This is a genomic window from Fusibacter paucivorans (assembly GCF_018390735.1).
GTDB classification, from domain to species: domain Bacteria; phylum Bacillota; class Clostridia; order Peptostreptococcales; family Acidaminobacteraceae; genus Fusibacter; species Fusibacter paucivorans.
In genome coordinates, this window is the sequence record NZ_JAHBCL010000011.1 from 1 (window position 1) to 17,328 (window position 17,328).

Consider the following 17,328-nt stretch of genomic DNA (forward strand, 5'->3'; position numbering starts at 1 on the left):
TGTATCATGCGATACTAATGGGTTATAGGGTATTAATCACCGTTTCCAGTGGCTATCCCTTTGTATGGGGCAGGTTACCCACGCGTTACTCACCCGTCCGCCGCTTTCCTTTACTTCACTCGCCCGAAGGTTCATTCCATAAATTCTCGCTCGACTTGCATGTGTTAGGCACGCCGCCAGCGTTCATCCTGAGCCAGGATCAAACTCTTAATTAAAAGTTGTTCCATTTAACTCATTATGAGCTAACCGTTAGTATTGCGAAAAAGATGTTTGCGTTAGCAAATGTCGATCGCAATACGATTTTTAGCGCAGCTAAAAAAACTTTATTTTTCAGCTTTGCTATCCGTTGGTTTCTCTCGAAACCTTATCACTTTTTTCTGTTAAGTCGCTTCCTCTTTCGATTTCACAAACTCAAAGAATTGCGTGTTTTAATTCATTTGCGCTATTCAATTTTCAAGGTCCTACGGAAGTTTTTCAATACAGTAACTTTTCATAGAAAAGTTATGAGTTTGAAAAACGGTTTTGACGTTAGTCAAAATCCTTCCTTATCTCTCGCCGTTTTCGCTACAGCACTTTTTCGCTAGAAAAAGCTGCGAGTACGAAAAGCGGTTTTTAGCGTTAGCTAAAAATCTTACATTTGCTTTTTCCGAAACAATCTCAACATCTGTCAATCTTATTTCTTCACTCTCTTTCCCCTTCAAAACAAGTCGTTTATTTGGATCAGACAGCTTTTATATATTACCAGTTTTGCTTCATCATGTCAACACTTTTTTTCTTCAACATTCCGCTCAATTGGTACGCCGCTTGACGCGACTTGATTATCTTACTATACTCAGATACTATCGTCAACCCTTTTGCGACTTCTTTTTTTAAATTTCTTTTTTATCATACAAAGGTTGATATTCAATACATTTAATTCGTATTAATCAATACATTAATCATTTCTATGTAAATATTATACGTATCTAAACTTTTGTTATCATTATTATCTCAGCAATATAAAATTTTCTATTTATTCACTTTCTTCATTATCTATTGTTTTATTTCATTTCTTTGTGGCTACTTAAATAAATCATACTTTTATAGAATGAACTTTCCTTTGTCTTAATCCATTTGTTTTCAATATTTCAGCGCCTTGACGATCATTTTTAGAAAGTTTATAATAATTTTAACGTTTCTTACACTATTATAAGGAGGATATCGTTTACGATGCAGAGAATATTTTCCGGTGTTCAACCAACCGGTCAAATACATTTGGGCAATTATATTACCATGAAAAACTTTGTTAAACAGCAAGATGATAAAGACTGTTTTTATTGTGTCGTCAATATGCATTCTATTACATTGCCCCAAGATCCTGAAGAATTGAGAAAAAGAACGATAGAACTTGCAGCGCTTTATTTAGCCATTGGTTTAGATCCCCAAAAAATGACCTTATTTGTACAATCTCAAGTTTCAGCGCATGCTGAACTCGCTTGGATCTTAAATTGTTTTTCCTATGTTGGTGAACTCAATCGCATGACACAGTTTAAGGAAAAGTCTCTTGGTAAAACAACTGTAACAGCCGGTCTTTTCACTTATCCCGTTTTAATGGCTGCCGATATTTTACTTTATGATGCTAATTTTGTGCCTGTTGGCAATGATCAGAAACAACATTTGGAATTAACAAGAGATATTGCAACACGCTTTAATAATCGATTTGGGGATACTTTTATCATTCCTGAACCAATGATTGCAAAAGTTGAAGATGGTGCACGTATTATGTCATTAGATGATCCAACTCAAAAAATGAGCAAGAGTAATCCAAATGAATTTTCTAAAATCACCTTATTAGATACACCTGCAAAAATTAAAAAATCCATTATGCGTGCAACAACAGACAGTGATGGCTTTATCGCCTATGATCTTGAAAACAAACCAGGTGTCAGTAATCTACTTACGATTTATGCACAATTCTCTGGCTTGCCAATTGAAGAAGTCGTCAAAAAATATGATGGACAAGGATACGGCAATCTCAAGAAAGATCTTGTTGAATTAGCAAATTTAGAAATTGGCAAAGTTCAAACTGAGTATCAGCGCATATTAGATGATGGTGTCGTGATTGATGTCTTAAAGAACGGCAGAGAACGTGCCAATAGTATCGCAACTGAAGTTTTAGATCGTGTCCGTAGTAAAGTTGGATTTGTTACATTCTAATCGTGAGATCTATTAAAAAAACACATTATGTATTTAAAAGGTTGTTTTACTGTATCAATTACAGCAAAGCAACCTTTTTATTATCAACTATATATTATAGCTCTATTATAAATAATCAAATTTCATTAAGTTTATTCAATTCCTTGCGAAATTTTTTAATAATTTTCTTTTCCATTCGAGAAACGGTCATTTGAGAAACATTGAGTTCATCTGCCACTTGAATTTGCGTCTTATTCTCAAAAAAACGATCATTGACGATTTTAATTTCAACTTCATTTAATTTTTTCATACACATACTGATAAAATCTCTATTTTCAATCGTGTCAAAATATTTATCGTCTTTGCCAATAATGTCTTGTAATTGGATGTCTTTATCATCACCGGAAGAATCATAAGTGACATCCAGTGATTTTGGCGTATAAACTTGAGAAGCTTCCATCGCTTCAATGACTTCCTCTTCTGTAACATTCAAATATTCTGCAATATCACTGACTTTCGGAATACGCTGCAAATCTTGTTGAAGTTTTGCTTTTGCTAAGTTGATTTTCTTGGATAATTCTTGAATTCTTCTTGGTACTCTAACTGACCAACCCTTATCTCTAAAGTATTTCTTAATTTCACCAATGATAGTTGGCGTTGCAAAACTAGAAAACTCAAATCCCTTATCAACGTCAAATCGTTCAATTGCATAGATTAGCCCTAATGAAGCTACTTGATAAATATCTTCATAATCTATGCCTTTGTTTATGAACTTTTTGGCTAAAATTTCTGTGATGTACATATGACGGTTGATGAGTTCATTTCTGATTTCAATATCCCGATTATCTCTGTAGACCATAAAGAGCTCTTTTGTTTCAATGCCACCAAAAGCGCTATTGTGATGATCTTTGTTCTTCTTTATTTTTTTATCCATGAACATCAGCCCCTAATTTAATCGTCATTGAATTACTCAATTATTTTACTCATTATGATCTTTGTTCCGTGACCTTCTCCAGTTTCAATACTAACATTGTCCATTAAAGATTTAATGATAAATAAGCCAAGTCCATTCTCTTGGGGTTCTTCTAACTTTGGTTCAACGTAATTATTGTAATTAAATCCTGCGCCAAAATCCTTGATCTCAATAACCAACGTCAAATCGTTTCGGATAAATTCCAAATTATACGTGTCATGCGAACCCGAATGCAATACTGCGTTGTTACAAGCTTCACCAACTGCCAACTTAATATCCTCAATTGCTTCAATGTCAAACCCCATCTTATTTGCGACAAAAGAAGCTGTCAGTCTTGCGACACTGACATATTCAGGCTTACTAGGCAATGATAAATTTACGACATCATTCATCACGATACTCCACCTTTACTCTCATAAAATTAACGAATAGAAAAAATTTTATCCAACCCCGTCAATGAAAAAATCTTTAAAATACTAGGTTTTAATTTTTCAAACATGACGGTATGATTGCCGATCTTCACATTTTTATAAAAACTGATTAATACCCCTAACCCCGTACTGTCGATATATTCGAGGTTTTCACATTTAAAAATGAAATCTGCCTGTTTTTTTTCATTTAACTGGTTGAGTTCATCTTTTAATACTGACTTTGAATTAATATCAATTTCCCCCATTAATTCAATCTCCCAACAATTTTCCGAATCATTGAAACTCGAGTTGAGCTTTAAAGACATTGAATTTTACCTCCTTCTAAAAACTTGAACTAATACCATTATACTATATGACCGAAACAATACGACTATTTTTTTTTACTGCCGTATGAGGTACATTCATGTATCTTATTTTATCGTTTTTATTAATATTTGTTAATAGTTTTAATGTACTTCCAGATGTCCTTTTTTGTTATGATAGTAAAAAGACATTATTATCATCTATTTGAATGATAAATTTAGTTCATTGGAGGCATTATGCGATTTCTAAAAAGCTGGCAATTTATTTTGTCTATTTCAATTATCATTGCCTTTTCATTTCTATTTTCTGTTCTTTACCAAGATGCCACTGCCTTTCCAAAAGAAAATTGGTCAAGGGCAGTCGCAATAGACAGAATTGAAAATCTGGAAGATTCAGAAGCCTATTATCAGTCCTATTTCGATATTGAAACGGATGATTCATTCATTTATATTGGTCAAATTGTAAATGATATCTTTAAATTAGCAGTTTATAATGCACAATTTGACCTTATTAATCATTATACTTATGCTCTATCTTTAAATGATGAGAAAGTTGAACAGATGTCACTTGTTCGAAGCGATAGTGGTTTTGACTTATTTATCGTTTTAAACAAAACATTGATTCGAAAATCATTTAATCAAGATTTAAAGACAATGACATCTGATGATATTATTGCATCAAATATTGAGCAGATTGTATTAAAGAAGCAGTACGCTGTTTACCAGATTGGTGATGATTTTTATAATACTAACAGCTTAAAACAATCTTTTATGTTTAAAAGAGATGACGTTGAAGGTTTTGATTTTGATATTAATCCTGAAAGTCAAAAACTCTATCTTTCTTTAATGACTTATCATAATGGTAAATATTATGCAAATGCCGGCATTTATGATTATGCATCTGATCAGATGGTACTCAATGAACTAAAAGCTTTAAAATCACCTTCGGCAACTGTACCGTTAGAAATTGAATCTTATTATGCCGACGCTAATTTATATACCATATTTTCGCTTAAAAACACAAAATATGGCCAAAATTTAAATAATTTTCTGATGCTTTCTGGAGATACGCTTCAGATTACAGCAGATAGTGAATTCTCTAATAATAGTTATTCACCAAAATTTCAATTTAACAGTTTTAATCACCAGACGGTTTTAACTTTTAATGATTTAAGTTTTATTGGTAAAACGGATGTAGGTTCTCAAGCAAAATCATTTAATAATATACTCATCTCTCCAACTTTTGATATGATCACAACGCCATTAACCAATTCTCAATATTACGCACCAAATAAAATACTTGTCAATTTTAATGCGTATCAATACCTTATTAGCAATGAATATGCAAATGGTGTCAATACACTTTATGTCAATAGCAATCAACCAGATTTAATGATTAAAAGTCGACATTTTTCTAGTGATCAGTTTTTGTCTATTTTATTTAATAGTTTAACGTATATTCCTGCAAGTTTAATGGCACTTTTTGCACCATTAATTTTACTCGTTTTTCCAGTTGTCATCATTATTTTACCAATTGCTATTTTCAAAATGTCATGGGCTGAAAAAAATCAAAAAAAAATGCTATGGATAGCAATTGGTGTTTACCTTCTTTCAAAAGTCTACTATTTTTATAGCAATCACAGCGATTTTATCATTGCCAATATGGGATTAGGTGCAGAGCCTTATCATATTGCAAATGCTTTTAATCTTATCTTATTTGGCATTTTTACATCGCTCATTAGCCTTGGCTGTTTAAATTATTATACACAGCGCAAAATTAATCCTTACTTTATTAATCAGTTTGCATTTTTTTATGCAATGGAACTGATACAAATATTATTTTATTTTGTCATCTATACGGTTATGTATCTTTAATCTTAATCTTTAATTTTCTATATTGATATTACAACTTGTCATTTAAGAAATATTGCATATAAAAATCCAGATGTATTTATACACCTGGATTTTTTGATTTAAATCTTATTTAAAAAGTATTTGAGCTCAAGACTTTTTGAATGATCTGAATTCAGAAATAACTTTCAAAATCAGCTTAAGATTCTGGCGGTGTTTCTTCAACCGCTTCTGTATCTTCTAAAACAACTTCTTCAACTTCGTCGTCCTCTTCACCTTCTTCAATTTTTGCAATTGAAACGAGTTTGGTATCATCGTCAACGCGCATGAGCTTGACGCCAGAAGCAATACGGCCTGTAATACTGATTTCGTCTATTTTAATACGAATAAGAACGCCACTGTCATTAATAATCATAAGGTCTTCATGATCCTGTGTCACTTTTGCACCAATGACATTGCCAGTTTTACTATTGAGATTATAAGTCATAATCCCCTTGCCGCCACGCGTCTGCTGACGATATTCGGAAAGCGGTGTTCGTTTTCCGTAGCCATTTTCAGAAACAACAAGCAACTTACTTTCTTCTAAAACAATGTCCATGTCAATAACATAATCACGATCCATAAGTTTAATTGCACGGACACCTGTTGCTGTTCTTCCCATTGGGCGTACATCATTTTCATCAAATCTAATTGATTTGCCCTTTGTCGTCACAACGATTAATTCATCATTACCCGTGGTCTTTTTAACAGAAATCAATTGGTCATCTTCATTTAGATTAATTGCAATGAGTCCTGTTTTACGAGATGTATCAAATTGATCAAGTGTCGTTTTTTTGATGACACCATACTTGGTGCATAGTGTCAAAAAGCCATTGTCAAAGTCTTTAATTGGTACAATCGCCGATACGAATTCCTCACTCTCTAGCGGCAGCATGTTGACGATAGCAGATCCCTTTGAAATTCTAGATCCCTCTGGTATCATATATGCCTTCATGCGATAAACTTTGCCTCGATTCGTAAAGAAGAGCAAATAATCATGTGTTGAGGTCGTAAATATATCCTTAACAAAATCTTCTTCTCTTGTAGAAAGCCCCGTTTTACCTCTTCCACCGCGTTTTTGTGAAACGTATTCGCCTGTAGAGACACGCTTAATATAACCAGCATGTGTTAAGGTTATAATGACTTCATCCTCTTCAATGAGATCTTCATAGTCAATTTCATCAGGATTAATACTAATTATCGTACGTCGCTCATCACCGTATTGCTTTTTAATTCTCAATAGATCTTCTCGGATAATATTCATTAATTTATGATCATTTGCCAACAAATCTTCAAGATAAGCAATCAGTTTTTTAATTTCCTGATACTCATTTTCAATTTTTTCACGTTCAAGTCCCTGCAGTCTCCTCAGACGCATATCGACAATAGCTTTTGCCTGAATCTCACTAAGGTTAAAACGTTCCATCAGACGCAGTTCTGCATCATTGTAAGATGCGCGAATTATTTTGATAATTTCATCGATGTTATCAATGGCAATGCGCAATCCTTCCAAAATATGCGCACGATCCTGCGCTTTTTTTAGGTCAAATTGAACACGCCTCGTTTCAACAATTCGCTGGTGTTTAATATATTCAACAAGCATTTGCTTTAAATTAAGTACTTTTGGTTCTCCGCCTACAAGTGCCAGCATGATAATGCTGTAAGTAACTTGCAACTGAGAATTTTTATAGAGTTGATTGAGCATGATATTCGCATTGACGTCTTTTCGGAGTTCTATAACGATTCGAATACCATTTCGATTACTTTCATCTCTTAGATCAGTAATACCGTCAACGCGCTTATTTCGGACGAGATCTGCTATGCCTTCAATCAACTTTGATTTATTGACTTGATATGGAATTTCTGTAACGACAATTCGACTCTTGCCATTTTTCATTTCTTCAATTTCGGCTTTGGATCTTAAAATGATTCGGCTTCGACCTGTGCGGTATGCACGTTTAATGCCCTCAACACCCATAATTTCAGCACTTGTTGGAAAATCGGGGCCTTTAATAAGTTCCATGAGTTCATAAACGTCTGTCTCAGGATCGTCAATGAGTTTAATAACCCCATCAATGACTTCACCTAGATTATGCGGTGGAATTGACGTTGCCATCCCAACGGCAATACCATTTGAACCATTGACGAGTAAATTTGGAAAACGGCTTGGTAATACTTGAGGTTCTTTTTCCGTTTCATCAAAGTTAGGACTATAATCAATCGTGTCTTTTTCAATATCTTTTAAAAGCTCACCGGCAAGTTTCGTCATTCTCGCCTCTGTATAACGCATGGCTGCAGCACCATCACCGTCAATGGAACCAAAGTTTCCGTGGCCGTCAACAAGCTGATAACGCATTGAAAAGTCTTGTGCAAACCGCACCATTGCATTATAAATAGACGAATCACCATGTGGATGGTATTTACCAATAACTTCCCCGACAATACGTGCTGATTTTCGATGCGGTTTATCATAGGTAAAATTAATTTCATTCATTGCATACAATATACGCCTGTGAACTGGCTTTAAGCCATCTCTAACATCTGGAAGCGCACGGCTGACAATAACACTCATCGCATACTCAATATAGGATTTGCGCATTTCATCCATAATGTCTACATGAATGATGGTTTCATTTTGATTTAACGATTCGTTGATTTCCTCTTGATCGATATCGTTTGATTTATCACTCAACGCTGTTTCCTCCTAGACATCAAGATTTGTAACATATTTTGCATTTAATTCAATAAATTCACGGCGTGGTTCAACTTTTTCACCCATTAAGGTTGAAAAAATAAGGTCTGCTTCAACAGCATCATCTATCGTGACATTAATAATCGTCCTAACTTGAGGATCCATTGTCGTCGTCCAAAGCTGTTCGGCATTCATTTCACCAAGACCTTTGTAACGCTGAAGTGATATGCCCTGTCTGCCGATTTCACTTAATAATTGATTTAACTCTTTATCTGAATAAGTGTAATAAATACTCTTGTTCTTCTTGACTTTATAAAGCGGCGGTAAAGCAATGTAAACTTTGCCCTGCTCAATGAGCGGTCGCATAAATCTGAAAAAGAATGTCAATAGCAGCGTTCGAATATGAGCACCGTCTACATCGGCATCAGTCATGATAAAAATTTTATCATATCGCAATTTAGAGATATCAAAATCTTCACCAATACCACAGCCAAAAGCGGTAATCATTGCTCTGATTTCTGTCGAATTAAAGATTCTAGAAAAGTTCGCTTTTTCAACATTCATTATTTTACCACGAAGCGGTAAAATAGCCTGTGTTGCACGATCTCTACCGAGTTTAGCGGAACCACCGGCAGAATCACCTTCCACAAGGTAAATTTCTGATTTTAGTGGATCTCTTTCAGAACAATCCGCCAGTTTTCCGGGTAAAGTTAAACCATCTAAAACACCTTTACGCCTCGTCAGTTCCCTTGCCTTTCGTGCCGCTTCTCTTGCTTTTGCAGAACGTACACATTTTTCTATAATCACTTTTGCCTGATTTGGATTTTCTTCTAGATAATTTTGCATCATATCAGAGGCAATCGATTCGACAATTCCTCTAATTTCGCTGTTTCCAAGTTTTGTTTTCGTTTGACCTTCAAATTGAGGTTCTTCAAGTTTTACCGAAATAATGGCTGTCAAACCTTCCCGAACGTCTTCGCCAGTTAAATTTTCATCTTTCTCTTTTAAAATACTCTTTTTTCGCCCGTAGTCGTTAATGACACGCGTTAGAGCAGATTTAAAACCAACGAGGTGTGTCCCGCCCTCATGTGTATTGATGTTATTGGCAAATGTAAAGAGATTTTCCGAGTAGCCGTCTGTATATTGCATGGCTATTTCAACCGTACTGCCTTCAGAAAATTGTTCGGAATAAATGATATCTTCTTGAATTGGTGTCCGATTAACATTCAAATAGCTCACAAATTCTTTAATACCACCTTCATAGAAGAAACGAGATGTCTTTTGCTTATCTGTTCGTCGATCAGCTATGATAATCTCAATGCCTTTATTTAAAAAGGCCAGTTCGCGTATACGCGATTCCAATACGCCAAAGTCATATTCAAGCACTTCAAATATTAAAGAATCTGCTTTAAATGACGTTTTTGTACCCGCAATTTCATTGTCATCATAAGTCCCAATGACTTCAAGCGGCTTTGTTGTTAAGCCGCGTTCAAAACCAATGGCATATACTTTACCATCTCTTTTGACTTCAACATTAAACCATTCTGATAAAGCATTGACAACCGAAGCACCAACACCATGGAGGCCACCGGATACTTTATAACCGCCACCGCCAAATTTACCCCCGGCGTGAAGCACTGTATGAATAACTTCGACAGCTGGCTTTCCCATTTTAGGATGCATATCAATAGGCATCCCACGGCCATCATCTTCAACAGTGACAATATTTTCATCCTCTATGCTAATGCTGATTTTTTTGCAGTATCCCGCCAATGCTTCGTCGACGCTGTTATCAACAATCTCGTAAACGAGATGATGCAATCCGCGTGCACTGGTTGAACCAATGTACATTCCCGGACGCTTGCGAACAGCTTCCAAGCCCTCTAGAACCTGAATCTGATCAGCATTATACGATTGATTTGACATTCTAACCTCCTATGTGTTCAAAACACTTCCATGCTCGATTTCAATGATCTTGCCATTATTGATATAATCGTCCAGTAAATTCTTTAAATCTGTTGTCGTTACAATGGTTTGAACATCCTTTAATGCATATATCAAGTCACGTTGTCTTTTGATATCCAACTCGCTCATCACATCGTCAAGCAATAAAATGGGATATTCACCCACCTCTTCTTTAACGATTTCTATTTCTGATAACTTTAATGAAAGTGCAGCAGTGCGCTGCTGTCCTTGAGAGCCAAAGGATTTAATGTTGATATCATTTACCAAAATATCCAGATCATCACGATGAGGGCCTACAGAAGTAAAGCCTCGCCTAATATCAACTTCTCGCTGTTTATTTAATTGATCAATCAAGTCACCCTTTATTTTATCATAATTATCGAGATTCTTGACAGTAGTTACGTATTGTATTGTTAAATTTTCTTTTGATTCAGTAAGATTCGAATGAATTTCATGACTTATTCGATTGAGTTTCTCCGTAAAGGACATGCGTTTAGCAATAATGCGGCTTCCCTTTTCACTCAACTGTTCATCATAGACATCCAGCATATCATACCAGTCTTTGCTAGATTGAATTTTTTTTAACAGTTCATTGCGCTGCAGCAAAATTCGATTGTATTCAATGATATCGCCGCAATATATTTTGCTGATATGTGATAATTCACGATTTAGAAAACGACGTCTTTCAACTGGGCTATCTTTGATGAGTTTTAAATCATCAGGATAAAAAAGAATTAAATTGATCGAACCCAGTAACTCTGAAATTTTAGTGATATTGATCCCATTAATTAAAAATTCTTTTTTTGACTGATGATTAATACGGTATTCTATTCGATCGACAATATGATTATCGCGTTCTATTTCGATAGAAACATATGCCATATCCCGATTAAAACCGACGAGCTCACTTTCCTTATTGGTTCGAAAAGATTTACCAAAACCTGAAACATAAACAGCTTCAAGTAAATTAGTCTTCCCTTGTGCATTATCGCCAATAATTAAATTTAAATACGGGTCAAATTTTAGCTGTGCCTGTTCATAGTTTCGATAATGCTTGAGCTTGATGGACTTTAACCTCAAAGCGTCACCTTCCTTGAATTTTTAAGACAATTTGTGTTTCGATTTCACCGTTATCATTAGGAATTATTACCTCTACGACATCACCATCTCTCACTTTTTTACCGCGTTCAAGACAGGGCGTCTGATTGATGGTAACATAACCTTCTGTGATAAGCAATTTTGCAAATCCGCCGCTATCGACGATCGCTGCATATTTTAACAGCTGATCTAATTTAATAAACGGCGTTTTTATTTCTACAATTTGCATTTATTTATTCTCCTCATTATTTTGAAATGCGACAAGGCAATACAAGATAGGTATAATAATCGTTATCAACTGGTTTCATAATACATGGACTAACATTATTATTAAATTCGAGATATACTTCTTCACTGTCGATAATTTTTAACGCATCCATCAGGTATTTAGGGTTGAAACCTATTTCCAAATCATGTCCCTCAAGATTAATATGAATTTTTTCCAGTGAACTCCCCATTTCTGAATTTGATGAAATCGTTAAAAAGTCATCTTTAATTTCCAGTTTAATGGCGACATTTTTATTTTCACGCGCCATTAAGAACGAACGATCAATAGAAGTCAAAAGTTTATCCGTATCAACGCGAACCGTTGATTTATGTTCAGAAGGCAATATTTGATTATAATTGATAAACTCACCTGCTAGAAGTCTCGAATAGATCCGAAGCTGGCTCGTTGAGAAAAGTGCTTGTTTGTCATCAAATGAAATTTTTAAATCCCCTTTTGCATCACTGCCGGAAAAAAGTTTATTGATTTCATTAAGCGTTCTTCCAGGAACAACTGCCTTGCTGCTCAAATCAGATTTAATCGTCGCATTTTTTATAGCCATTCTAAAACCATCAATGGCAACCATACTCAATTTGCCATCATTCATTTCTAAAAGTGCACCTGTTAAAACAGGTCTGGATTCATCTTGAGATATGGCAAAACTCGTTTGTCTAATCATATTGCAAAATAGCGTTTTGTCGATTGCGATTGTTTTTTCTTCTTCAATAATTGGTAATTCAGGATACTCATTGCCTGGAAGTCCAACAATTTTGAAATCAGAATCTTCACAACTAATGGTTGCAACATTGGCATCATTGATATCAAAGGTTACATCGCTGCTAGGCAGTTTTTTGATAAGTTCAGTAAAAAGTCTTGCAGGAATAACAGTATTGCCGGCTTCAATTACTTCTGCTTCTATATACGTTTCGATGGATAAATTCAAATCATTCCCAATAAGTCTTAACTGGCCATCTTTCGCTTCAAAAAAAATACCAGAGAGAATGGGGAGCGTCGTCTTTCCAGATACGGCTTTTGACACCATGTTTATTGCTTGTGATATTGCTTGTTGCTGACAAATAAATTTCATTTGGCGCCTCCTCTTTTATAGATAAAAAATAAGTTATTTATATAGTAATAGTAATAGGGGCTGTTGATTTGTGGAAAACCACCTCAAAACAAATCAGCAGCTAAAAAAGTATTCTTTTTGCCTGTGAATAAAAAATGATAAAAAAGGATGTTGTTCACATGGTGATAACTTTCTGTTATTTCAAAGTTATACACAGTGATATTATCAACATATCACCATCTCTTTACTCACCTTTTATTTCCTTTATTATACTGTCAATTTTTTGTTTAAATTCATAATTAACGCTGATATCGTTATTGATTTTATCGCAGGCATGAATAACGGTCGTATGATCCCTGCCGCCAAATTCTTCTCCGATTTTTGGAAGTGACATATCTGTCAGCTCTCTGGAAATATACATGGCTACTTGTCTTGGATAGGCAATTTGCCGCGTACGTTTTTTTGATTCAAAATCTTCTATTTTTATATTGAAATACTCTGCAACCGTTGTTTTGATTAAATCAACATCTATTTTTCTGGCACGGGCAGCCGTGATAAGATCTTTAAGAGCTTCATTGGCAAGTGCAATATCAACTTCCCTTTTTGTCAATGTAGAATAAGCAATCACACGATTCAGTGCACCTTCGAGTTCGCGAATATTGGATTTAATACGTGTCGCAATGAACTCAAAAACTTCATTTGGAATTTCGACCTTATCGCGTTCTGATTTTTTTCTGAGAATGGCAATGCGCGTTTCAAAATCAGGTGCCTGAATATCGGTAATTAACCCCCATTCAAAGCGTGATCTCAATCGATCTTCAAGTGTTGGTATTTCTTTTGGGGGCCTATCTGATGATACAATAATCTGTTTATTAGCTTCGTGAAGGGCATTAAACGTATGGAAAAATTCTTCCTGAGTTCTTTCCTTTCCTGCAATAAACTGAATATCATCGACAAGTAAAACATCGACGGTTCGATATTTATTTCTAAATTCTTCATTTTTATCATCTTTGATAGAGTTAATGAGTTCATTTGTAAATTTTTCACTTGAAACATAATAGATTTTGGCATTTTTATCCTGAGAGAGAATATAATGACCGATAGCATGCATTAAGTGTGTTTTGCCAAGGCCGACACCACCATAGATAAACAGTGGATTATAAGCTTTGGCAGGAGCTTCTGCTACGGCAAGTGACGCGGCATGGGCAAAGCGATTGCTGTTGCCGACGACAAATTCATTAAAGACGTATTTAGGGTTGAGATTAGTGGCGTCAAATAAATCGCCATTGTCTTTGTTATCTTTAGATTTATCAATAATATTTTCTTCTGGAATGATGTATTTAATAAGGTATTCTTTGTTTGCAACGTGTTTGATGGTGTTTTTAATGAGATCGTTATAACGTGTCTCAAGGACATTTCTATTTAAATTACCCGTCGTTTGAAGAATGAGCGTATTCCCTTCAATCGCAATTGGCTCGATGGTTTCTATCCATGTACTAAAACTCACGGGCATGAGTTCGTTGCGCATTATTTCCCTTGCTTCATCCCAAATGACAGTTAATGTGTTATCCATGTATTATCCTCCCACTTATCCACAGTTTCAAAAAGAAATGTGGATAAAAATATATATTGATATTGATAAAAACTATTAAAAAATAACGTTAAAAAAAATGTGGATAAATTTATGAAATTAGAGTTATCAACAAAAAAGGGTCAAATTTATCAACAATATCAACAATGAAAAATGCAAAAAGTCAAAAAAAATTGATAAATAATGAACATTTCATACTTATCCACAGCAACTTAACGTCTTTAATTTTTGTCGTGTTAATAAATCATATTTTATCAAATTCTCTTTTTGATTTCAAACTTATCCACAAAAAAGATTGTAAAATTTCGTTTTTTTTCATTGTGGATGATTTATTTTAAAATATTTTTAGGCTAAATAATGCTTTTTTTGTGGATATCCTGTGAATATTGTGCACATTTTTTCAACAGCACCTACTAGATAGATGATATTGAGTAAAATTGGTTACTATATATGCCATTGTTTTCTAATGGTTTGGCTATCTTGCCTTTATATTTCAATTGCTTGACATGAATGGGGCGACACGTTATAATGTTTTAGCAGAGTTGCGTAATTTATTTTTTAATATAAATGAAGGTAATGAAAGGGAGGTGTTTTAAGATGAAAATGACTTTACAACCAAAAAAACGACAAAGAAAAGTCGAGCATGGTTTTAGAAAAAGAATGAAAACAAGCTCTGGTAGAAATATTATCAAGGCGCGAAGAAGAAGAGGTAGAAAAAAATTATCTGCTTAAAGAAAAAAGACCGCAGTCAGTGGTCTTTTTTTATAAGCAAAGTTAGAAAAAGTATATGAATGTATTAGCATAATGTAGTAGAAGCTTACTATATTATAATAGTATATTTCTTATGAGGTGCTGAAATGGTCTATATGAGACTTAAAAAGTCCTCTGATTTTAGTCGTGTGTACAAGAGGGGAAAATCTTATGCAGATAAGTACCTGGTACTTTATTATTTACCAAATAATTCGGGCGAAACCAGAGTTGGCGTTTCCGTGAGTAAAAAAGTCGGAAAAAGTGTCGTCAGAAATCGTGTTAAGCGATTAATTAAAGAAGCATTTCGATTAAATGCCAATCTGGAAAATCATTATGACATTGTTTTTATAGCGCGTGTACGTGCAAACAATGCGGCTTATCCAACAATTGAAAAATCTATGAATTTTCTATTAAAAAAATTAAGATAGAAGTGTGTTTGTGATGAAATATGTTATGATATATATGATAAAGTTTTATCGTGGGTTCATATCTCCATTTTTAGGCCATCATTGTCGTTTTCAGCCGACGTGTTCTCAGTATGCCCTCCAGGCGATTGAAAAGTATGGTGCTTTGAAAGGTGGATATCTGAGCATTAAACGTATTTCAAAATGTCACCCATTTCATCCTGGAGGATATGATCCGTTAGACTAATATTAGGAGGAACGACTGTTGTCTATATTTGCAAAGGTTTTTGGATATCTGTTGGGCATGATCTTTCAATTTGTTCAAGATTATGGTATATCAATTATACTATTTACACTCATTACAAAATTAATATTGATGCCATTTACAATTAAACAAATTAAGTCTTCGAAGGAAATGTCGGCTTTGCAGCCTAAGATAAAAGAGATACAAGATAAGTATAAAGGCAATCAGGAAAAACAGAACCAGTTATTGATGGAACTTTATAAGGAACACAATTATAATCCACTAAGTGGTTGTCTGCCGCTTTTAATCCAATTTCCGATTATTATCGGTTTGTTTACGGCACTCAGACAACCGGAAACATATGTTTTCGTAAATAATCCAGAATTGCTCGCACGTGCGACTCAGGACTTTTTTTTGTGGGTTCCGAATTTATCCCAACCGGATTTATTAAAGAATGTAATACCTAATGGTCCAGAATGGCTTGTTACATTACCAGGACTGTTGCCAATCACGTCTGCTGTTCTCACCTACTTCCAAATGAAGTCTATGAATGCTGCGCAAACAACATCTAATGCAGCTCAAAATACGCAGTTAAAAGTAATGCAGACAATTTTTCCGGTCATGATTTTATTATGGGGTAAAACGATGTCAGCAGGTTTGATCTTATATTGGACAATCGGTAATATATTCCAAATAGGTCAACAATACTTTATGAATAGACAAACTAAGGGGGAAGCTTAGACATGAAATATGTCGAAACGACGGGCAAAAGTGTCGAAGAAGCAATAAGGCTTGCACTTATAGAACTTGACGCGACACGGGAAGAAATTGACTTTGAAGTGATTGAGGAAGGTGCTAAGGGTTTTTTCGGCATTGGTGCCAAAGATACAAAATTGAAAGTTTTTAAAAAGGAAAATGCTGGCGATAAAGCGGTTCAATTTTTAAGCCAAATGTTAAATGAAATGCATATTGAAGCAAGTATTACAGCTGAAATGACTGATGAAACACTTTCTATTAACATGGAAGGTGAAGATATGGCAATTTTAATTGGTAAGCGTGGTCAAACACTGGATTCCATTCAATATTTAATTAGTTTAGTTGTTAATAAAGGTCGTGAGGAATATATTCGCGTTATACTTGACACCGAAAATTACCGAATGAAGCGTAAGGAGACTCTGGAAAATCTTGCGGGAAAATTAGCTTATAAAGTTAAAAAATCGAGAAAAAATGTCGTATTGGAGCCAATGAATCCATACGAACGGAGAATTATACATTCAGCACTTCAAGGTAATCCATATGTTAGTACAAAATCTGAAGGTGATGAGCCTAACAGAAAAGTAGTGATATACTATGACTATAAAAAGTCAAAATCCGCTAATTAGGAAAATAGTTGTCAAAAATGATTACAAGTGACCCAGTGCAAACTGGGTTTATTTTAATTAAATAAGGAAATTGTAAACGCGGTTTGTGACAGTAAAATGA

The 17,328-nt window shown here is 34.6% G+C and carries 16 protein-coding genes and 1 rRNA gene; 7 read left to right on the plus strand and 10 right to left on the minus strand.

The window, feature by feature from the left end:
- Positions 1-215, minus strand: a 16S ribosomal RNA gene (locus KHM83_RS07465); the annotation flags it as partial.
- 994 nt (positions 216-1,209) lie between these two features.
- Here KHM83_RS07465 and trpS point away from each other — a divergent pair.
- On the plus strand, positions 1,210-2,196 hold the full coding sequence (gene trpS, locus KHM83_RS07470; protein WP_213236376.1) for a tryptophan--tRNA ligase: 987 nt from the start codon (positions 1,210-1,212) through the stop codon (positions 2,194-2,196).
- A gap of 115 nt (positions 2,197-2,311) precedes the next feature.
- On the opposite strand, the gene KHM83_RS07475 is transcribed toward trpS, so the two are convergent.
- From KHM83_RS07475 to KHM83_RS07485, 3 genes are read right to left on the minus strand one after another with little or no spacing between them, the layout of a single operon-like run.
- The gene (locus KHM83_RS07475; RefSeq protein WP_343213127.1) at positions 2,312-3,109 is read right to left on the minus strand and encodes a SigB/SigF/SigG family RNA polymerase sigma factor; all 798 of its coding nucleotides are present in this window, start codon (positions 3,107-3,109) and stop codon (positions 2,312-2,314) included.
- Between the two features lie 32 nt (positions 3,110-3,141).
- Positions 3,142-3,540 carry an ATP-binding protein gene (locus tag KHM83_RS07480; RefSeq protein ID WP_213236378.1) on the minus strand — a complete coding sequence of 133 codons (399 nt, stop codon included), beginning with the start codon at positions 3,538-3,540 and terminating at the stop codon, positions 3,142-3,144.
- A gap of 29 nt (positions 3,541-3,569) precedes the next feature.
- The gene (locus KHM83_RS07485; RefSeq protein ID WP_213236379.1) at positions 3,570-3,884 is read right to left on the minus strand and encodes an STAS domain-containing protein; all 315 of its coding nucleotides are present in this window, start codon (positions 3,882-3,884) and stop codon (positions 3,570-3,572) included.
- A gap of 234 nt (positions 3,885-4,118) precedes the next feature.
- On the opposite strand from KHM83_RS07485, the gene KHM83_RS07490 reads away from it, so the two are divergent.
- Positions 4,119-5,756 carry a hypothetical protein gene (locus KHM83_RS07490; RefSeq protein ID WP_213236380.1) on the plus strand — a complete coding sequence of 546 codons (1,638 nt, stop codon included), beginning with the start codon at positions 4,119-4,121 and terminating at the stop codon, positions 5,754-5,756.
- 175 nt (positions 5,757-5,931) lie between these two features.
- Here KHM83_RS07490 and gyrA read toward each other — a convergent pair whose 3' ends face one another.
- The 6 genes from gyrA to dnaA all read right to left on the minus strand — a co-directional run bounded on the left by gyrA (position 5,932) and on the right by dnaA (position 14,430).
- Positions 5,932-8,427 (minus strand): DNA gyrase subunit A, encoded by a 2,496-nt coding sequence (gene gyrA / locus KHM83_RS07495; RefSeq protein ID WP_343213130.1) that lies wholly within the window; start codon positions 8,425-8,427, stop codon positions 5,932-5,934.
- A 48-nt stretch (positions 8,428-8,475) separates the two neighbouring features.
- Positions 8,476-10,389 carry a DNA topoisomerase (ATP-hydrolyzing) subunit B gene (gyrB, locus tag KHM83_RS07500; RefSeq protein WP_213236381.1) on the minus strand — a complete coding sequence of 638 codons (1,914 nt, stop codon included), beginning with the start codon at positions 10,387-10,389 and terminating at the stop codon, positions 8,476-8,478.
- Positions 10,390-10,398: 9 nt separating this feature from the next.
- Positions 10,399-11,508: a DNA replication/repair protein RecF gene (gene recF, locus KHM83_RS07505; RefSeq protein WP_213236382.1), complete on the minus strand. Its 1,110-nt coding sequence runs from the start codon at positions 11,506-11,508 to the stop codon at positions 10,399-10,401.
- Positions 11,509-11,512: 4 nt separating this feature from the next.
- Complete coding sequence (locus tag KHM83_RS07510; RefSeq protein WP_213236383.1) at positions 11,513-11,755, minus strand: RNA-binding S4 domain-containing protein; 243 nt, start codon at positions 11,753-11,755, stop codon at positions 11,513-11,515.
- A 16-nt stretch (positions 11,756-11,771) separates the two neighbouring features.
- Positions 11,772-12,878 carry a DNA polymerase III subunit beta gene (dnaN, locus tag KHM83_RS07515; RefSeq protein ID WP_213236384.1) on the minus strand — a complete coding sequence of 369 codons (1,107 nt, stop codon included), beginning with the start codon at positions 12,876-12,878 and terminating at the stop codon, positions 11,772-11,774.
- A 223-nt stretch (positions 12,879-13,101) separates the two neighbouring features.
- Entirely contained in the window at positions 13,102-14,430 is a 1,329-nt protein-coding gene (dnaA, locus tag KHM83_RS07520; protein ID WP_213236385.1) for a chromosomal replication initiator protein DnaA, read from the minus strand.
- Between the two features lie 615 nt (positions 14,431-15,045).
- On the opposite strand from dnaA, the gene rpmH reads away from it, so the two are divergent.
- The 5 genes from rpmH to jag all read left to right on the plus strand — a co-directional run bounded on the left by rpmH (position 15,046) and on the right by jag (position 17,228).
- On the plus strand, positions 15,046-15,180 hold the full coding sequence (gene rpmH, locus KHM83_RS07525) for a 50S ribosomal protein L34 (protein WP_213236386.1): 135 nt from the start codon (positions 15,046-15,048) through the stop codon (positions 15,178-15,180).
- A gap of 125 nt (positions 15,181-15,305) precedes the next feature.
- Positions 15,306-15,626, plus strand: coding sequence for a ribonuclease P protein component (gene rnpA, locus KHM83_RS07530; RefSeq protein ID WP_213236387.1), 321 nt, complete (start codon positions 15,306-15,308; stop codon positions 15,624-15,626).
- Positions 15,627-15,639: 13 nt separating this feature from the next.
- On the plus strand, positions 15,640-15,849 hold the full coding sequence (gene yidD / locus KHM83_RS07535) for a membrane protein insertion efficiency factor YidD (protein WP_213236388.1): 210 nt from the start codon (positions 15,640-15,642) through the stop codon (positions 15,847-15,849).
- Positions 15,850-15,867: 18 nt separating this feature from the next.
- Positions 15,868-16,587: a YidC/Oxa1 family membrane protein insertase gene (locus KHM83_RS07540; RefSeq protein ID WP_213236389.1), complete on the plus strand. Its 720-nt coding sequence runs from the start codon at positions 15,868-15,870 to the stop codon at positions 16,585-16,587.
- A 2-nt stretch (positions 16,588-16,589) separates the two neighbouring features.
- The gene (gene jag / locus KHM83_RS07545) at positions 16,590-17,228 is read left to right on the plus strand and encodes an RNA-binding cell elongation regulator Jag/EloR (RefSeq protein ID WP_213236390.1); all 639 of its coding nucleotides are present in this window, start codon (positions 16,590-16,592) and stop codon (positions 17,226-17,228) included.
- The last annotated feature ends 100 nt before the right edge of the window (positions 17,229-17,328 follow it).

Excerpts from the sequence above, each read along its gene's own strand:
- trpS (WP_213236376.1), top strand. The coding sequence starts at position 1,210 with ATGCAGAGAATATTTTCCGGTGTTCAACCAACCGGTCAAATACATTTG.
- KHM83_RS07475 (WP_343213127.1), bottom strand. The coding sequence starts at position 3,109 with ATGGATAAAAAAATAAAGAAGAACAAAGATCATCACAATAGCGCTTTT.
- KHM83_RS07480 (WP_213236378.1), bottom strand. The coding sequence starts at position 3,540 with ATGAATGATGTCGTAAATTTATCATTGCCTAGTAAGCCTGAATATGTC.
- KHM83_RS07485 (WP_213236379.1), bottom strand. The coding sequence starts at position 3,884 with ATGTCTTTAAAGCTCAACTCGAGTTTCAATGATTCGGAAAATTGTTGG.
- KHM83_RS07490 (WP_213236380.1), top strand. The coding sequence starts at position 4,119 with ATGCGATTTCTAAAAAGCTGGCAATTTATTTTGTCTATTTCAATTATC.
- gyrB (WP_213236381.1), bottom strand. The coding sequence starts at position 10,389 with ATGTCAAATCAATCGTATAATGCTGATCAGATTCAGGTTCTAGAGGGC.
- KHM83_RS07510 (WP_213236383.1), bottom strand. The coding sequence starts at position 11,755 with ATGCAAATTGTAGAAATAAAAACGCCGTTTATTAAATTAGATCAGCTG.
- dnaN (WP_213236384.1), bottom strand. The coding sequence starts at position 12,878 with ATGAAATTTATTTGTCAGCAACAAGCAATATCACAAGCAATAAACATG.
- dnaA (WP_213236385.1), bottom strand. The coding sequence starts at position 14,430 with ATGGATAACACATTAACTGTCATTTGGGATGAAGCAAGGGAAATAATG.
- rpmH (WP_213236386.1), top strand. The coding sequence starts at position 15,046 with ATGAAAATGACTTTACAACCAAAAAAACGACAAAGAAAAGTCGAGCAT.
- rnpA (WP_213236387.1), top strand. The coding sequence starts at position 15,306 with ATGGTCTATATGAGACTTAAAAAGTCCTCTGATTTTAGTCGTGTGTAC.
- yidD (WP_213236388.1), top strand. The coding sequence starts at position 15,640 with ATGAAATATGTTATGATATATATGATAAAGTTTTATCGTGGGTTCATA.
- jag (WP_213236390.1), top strand. The coding sequence starts at position 16,590 with ATGAAATATGTCGAAACGACGGGCAAAAGTGTCGAAGAAGCAATAAGG.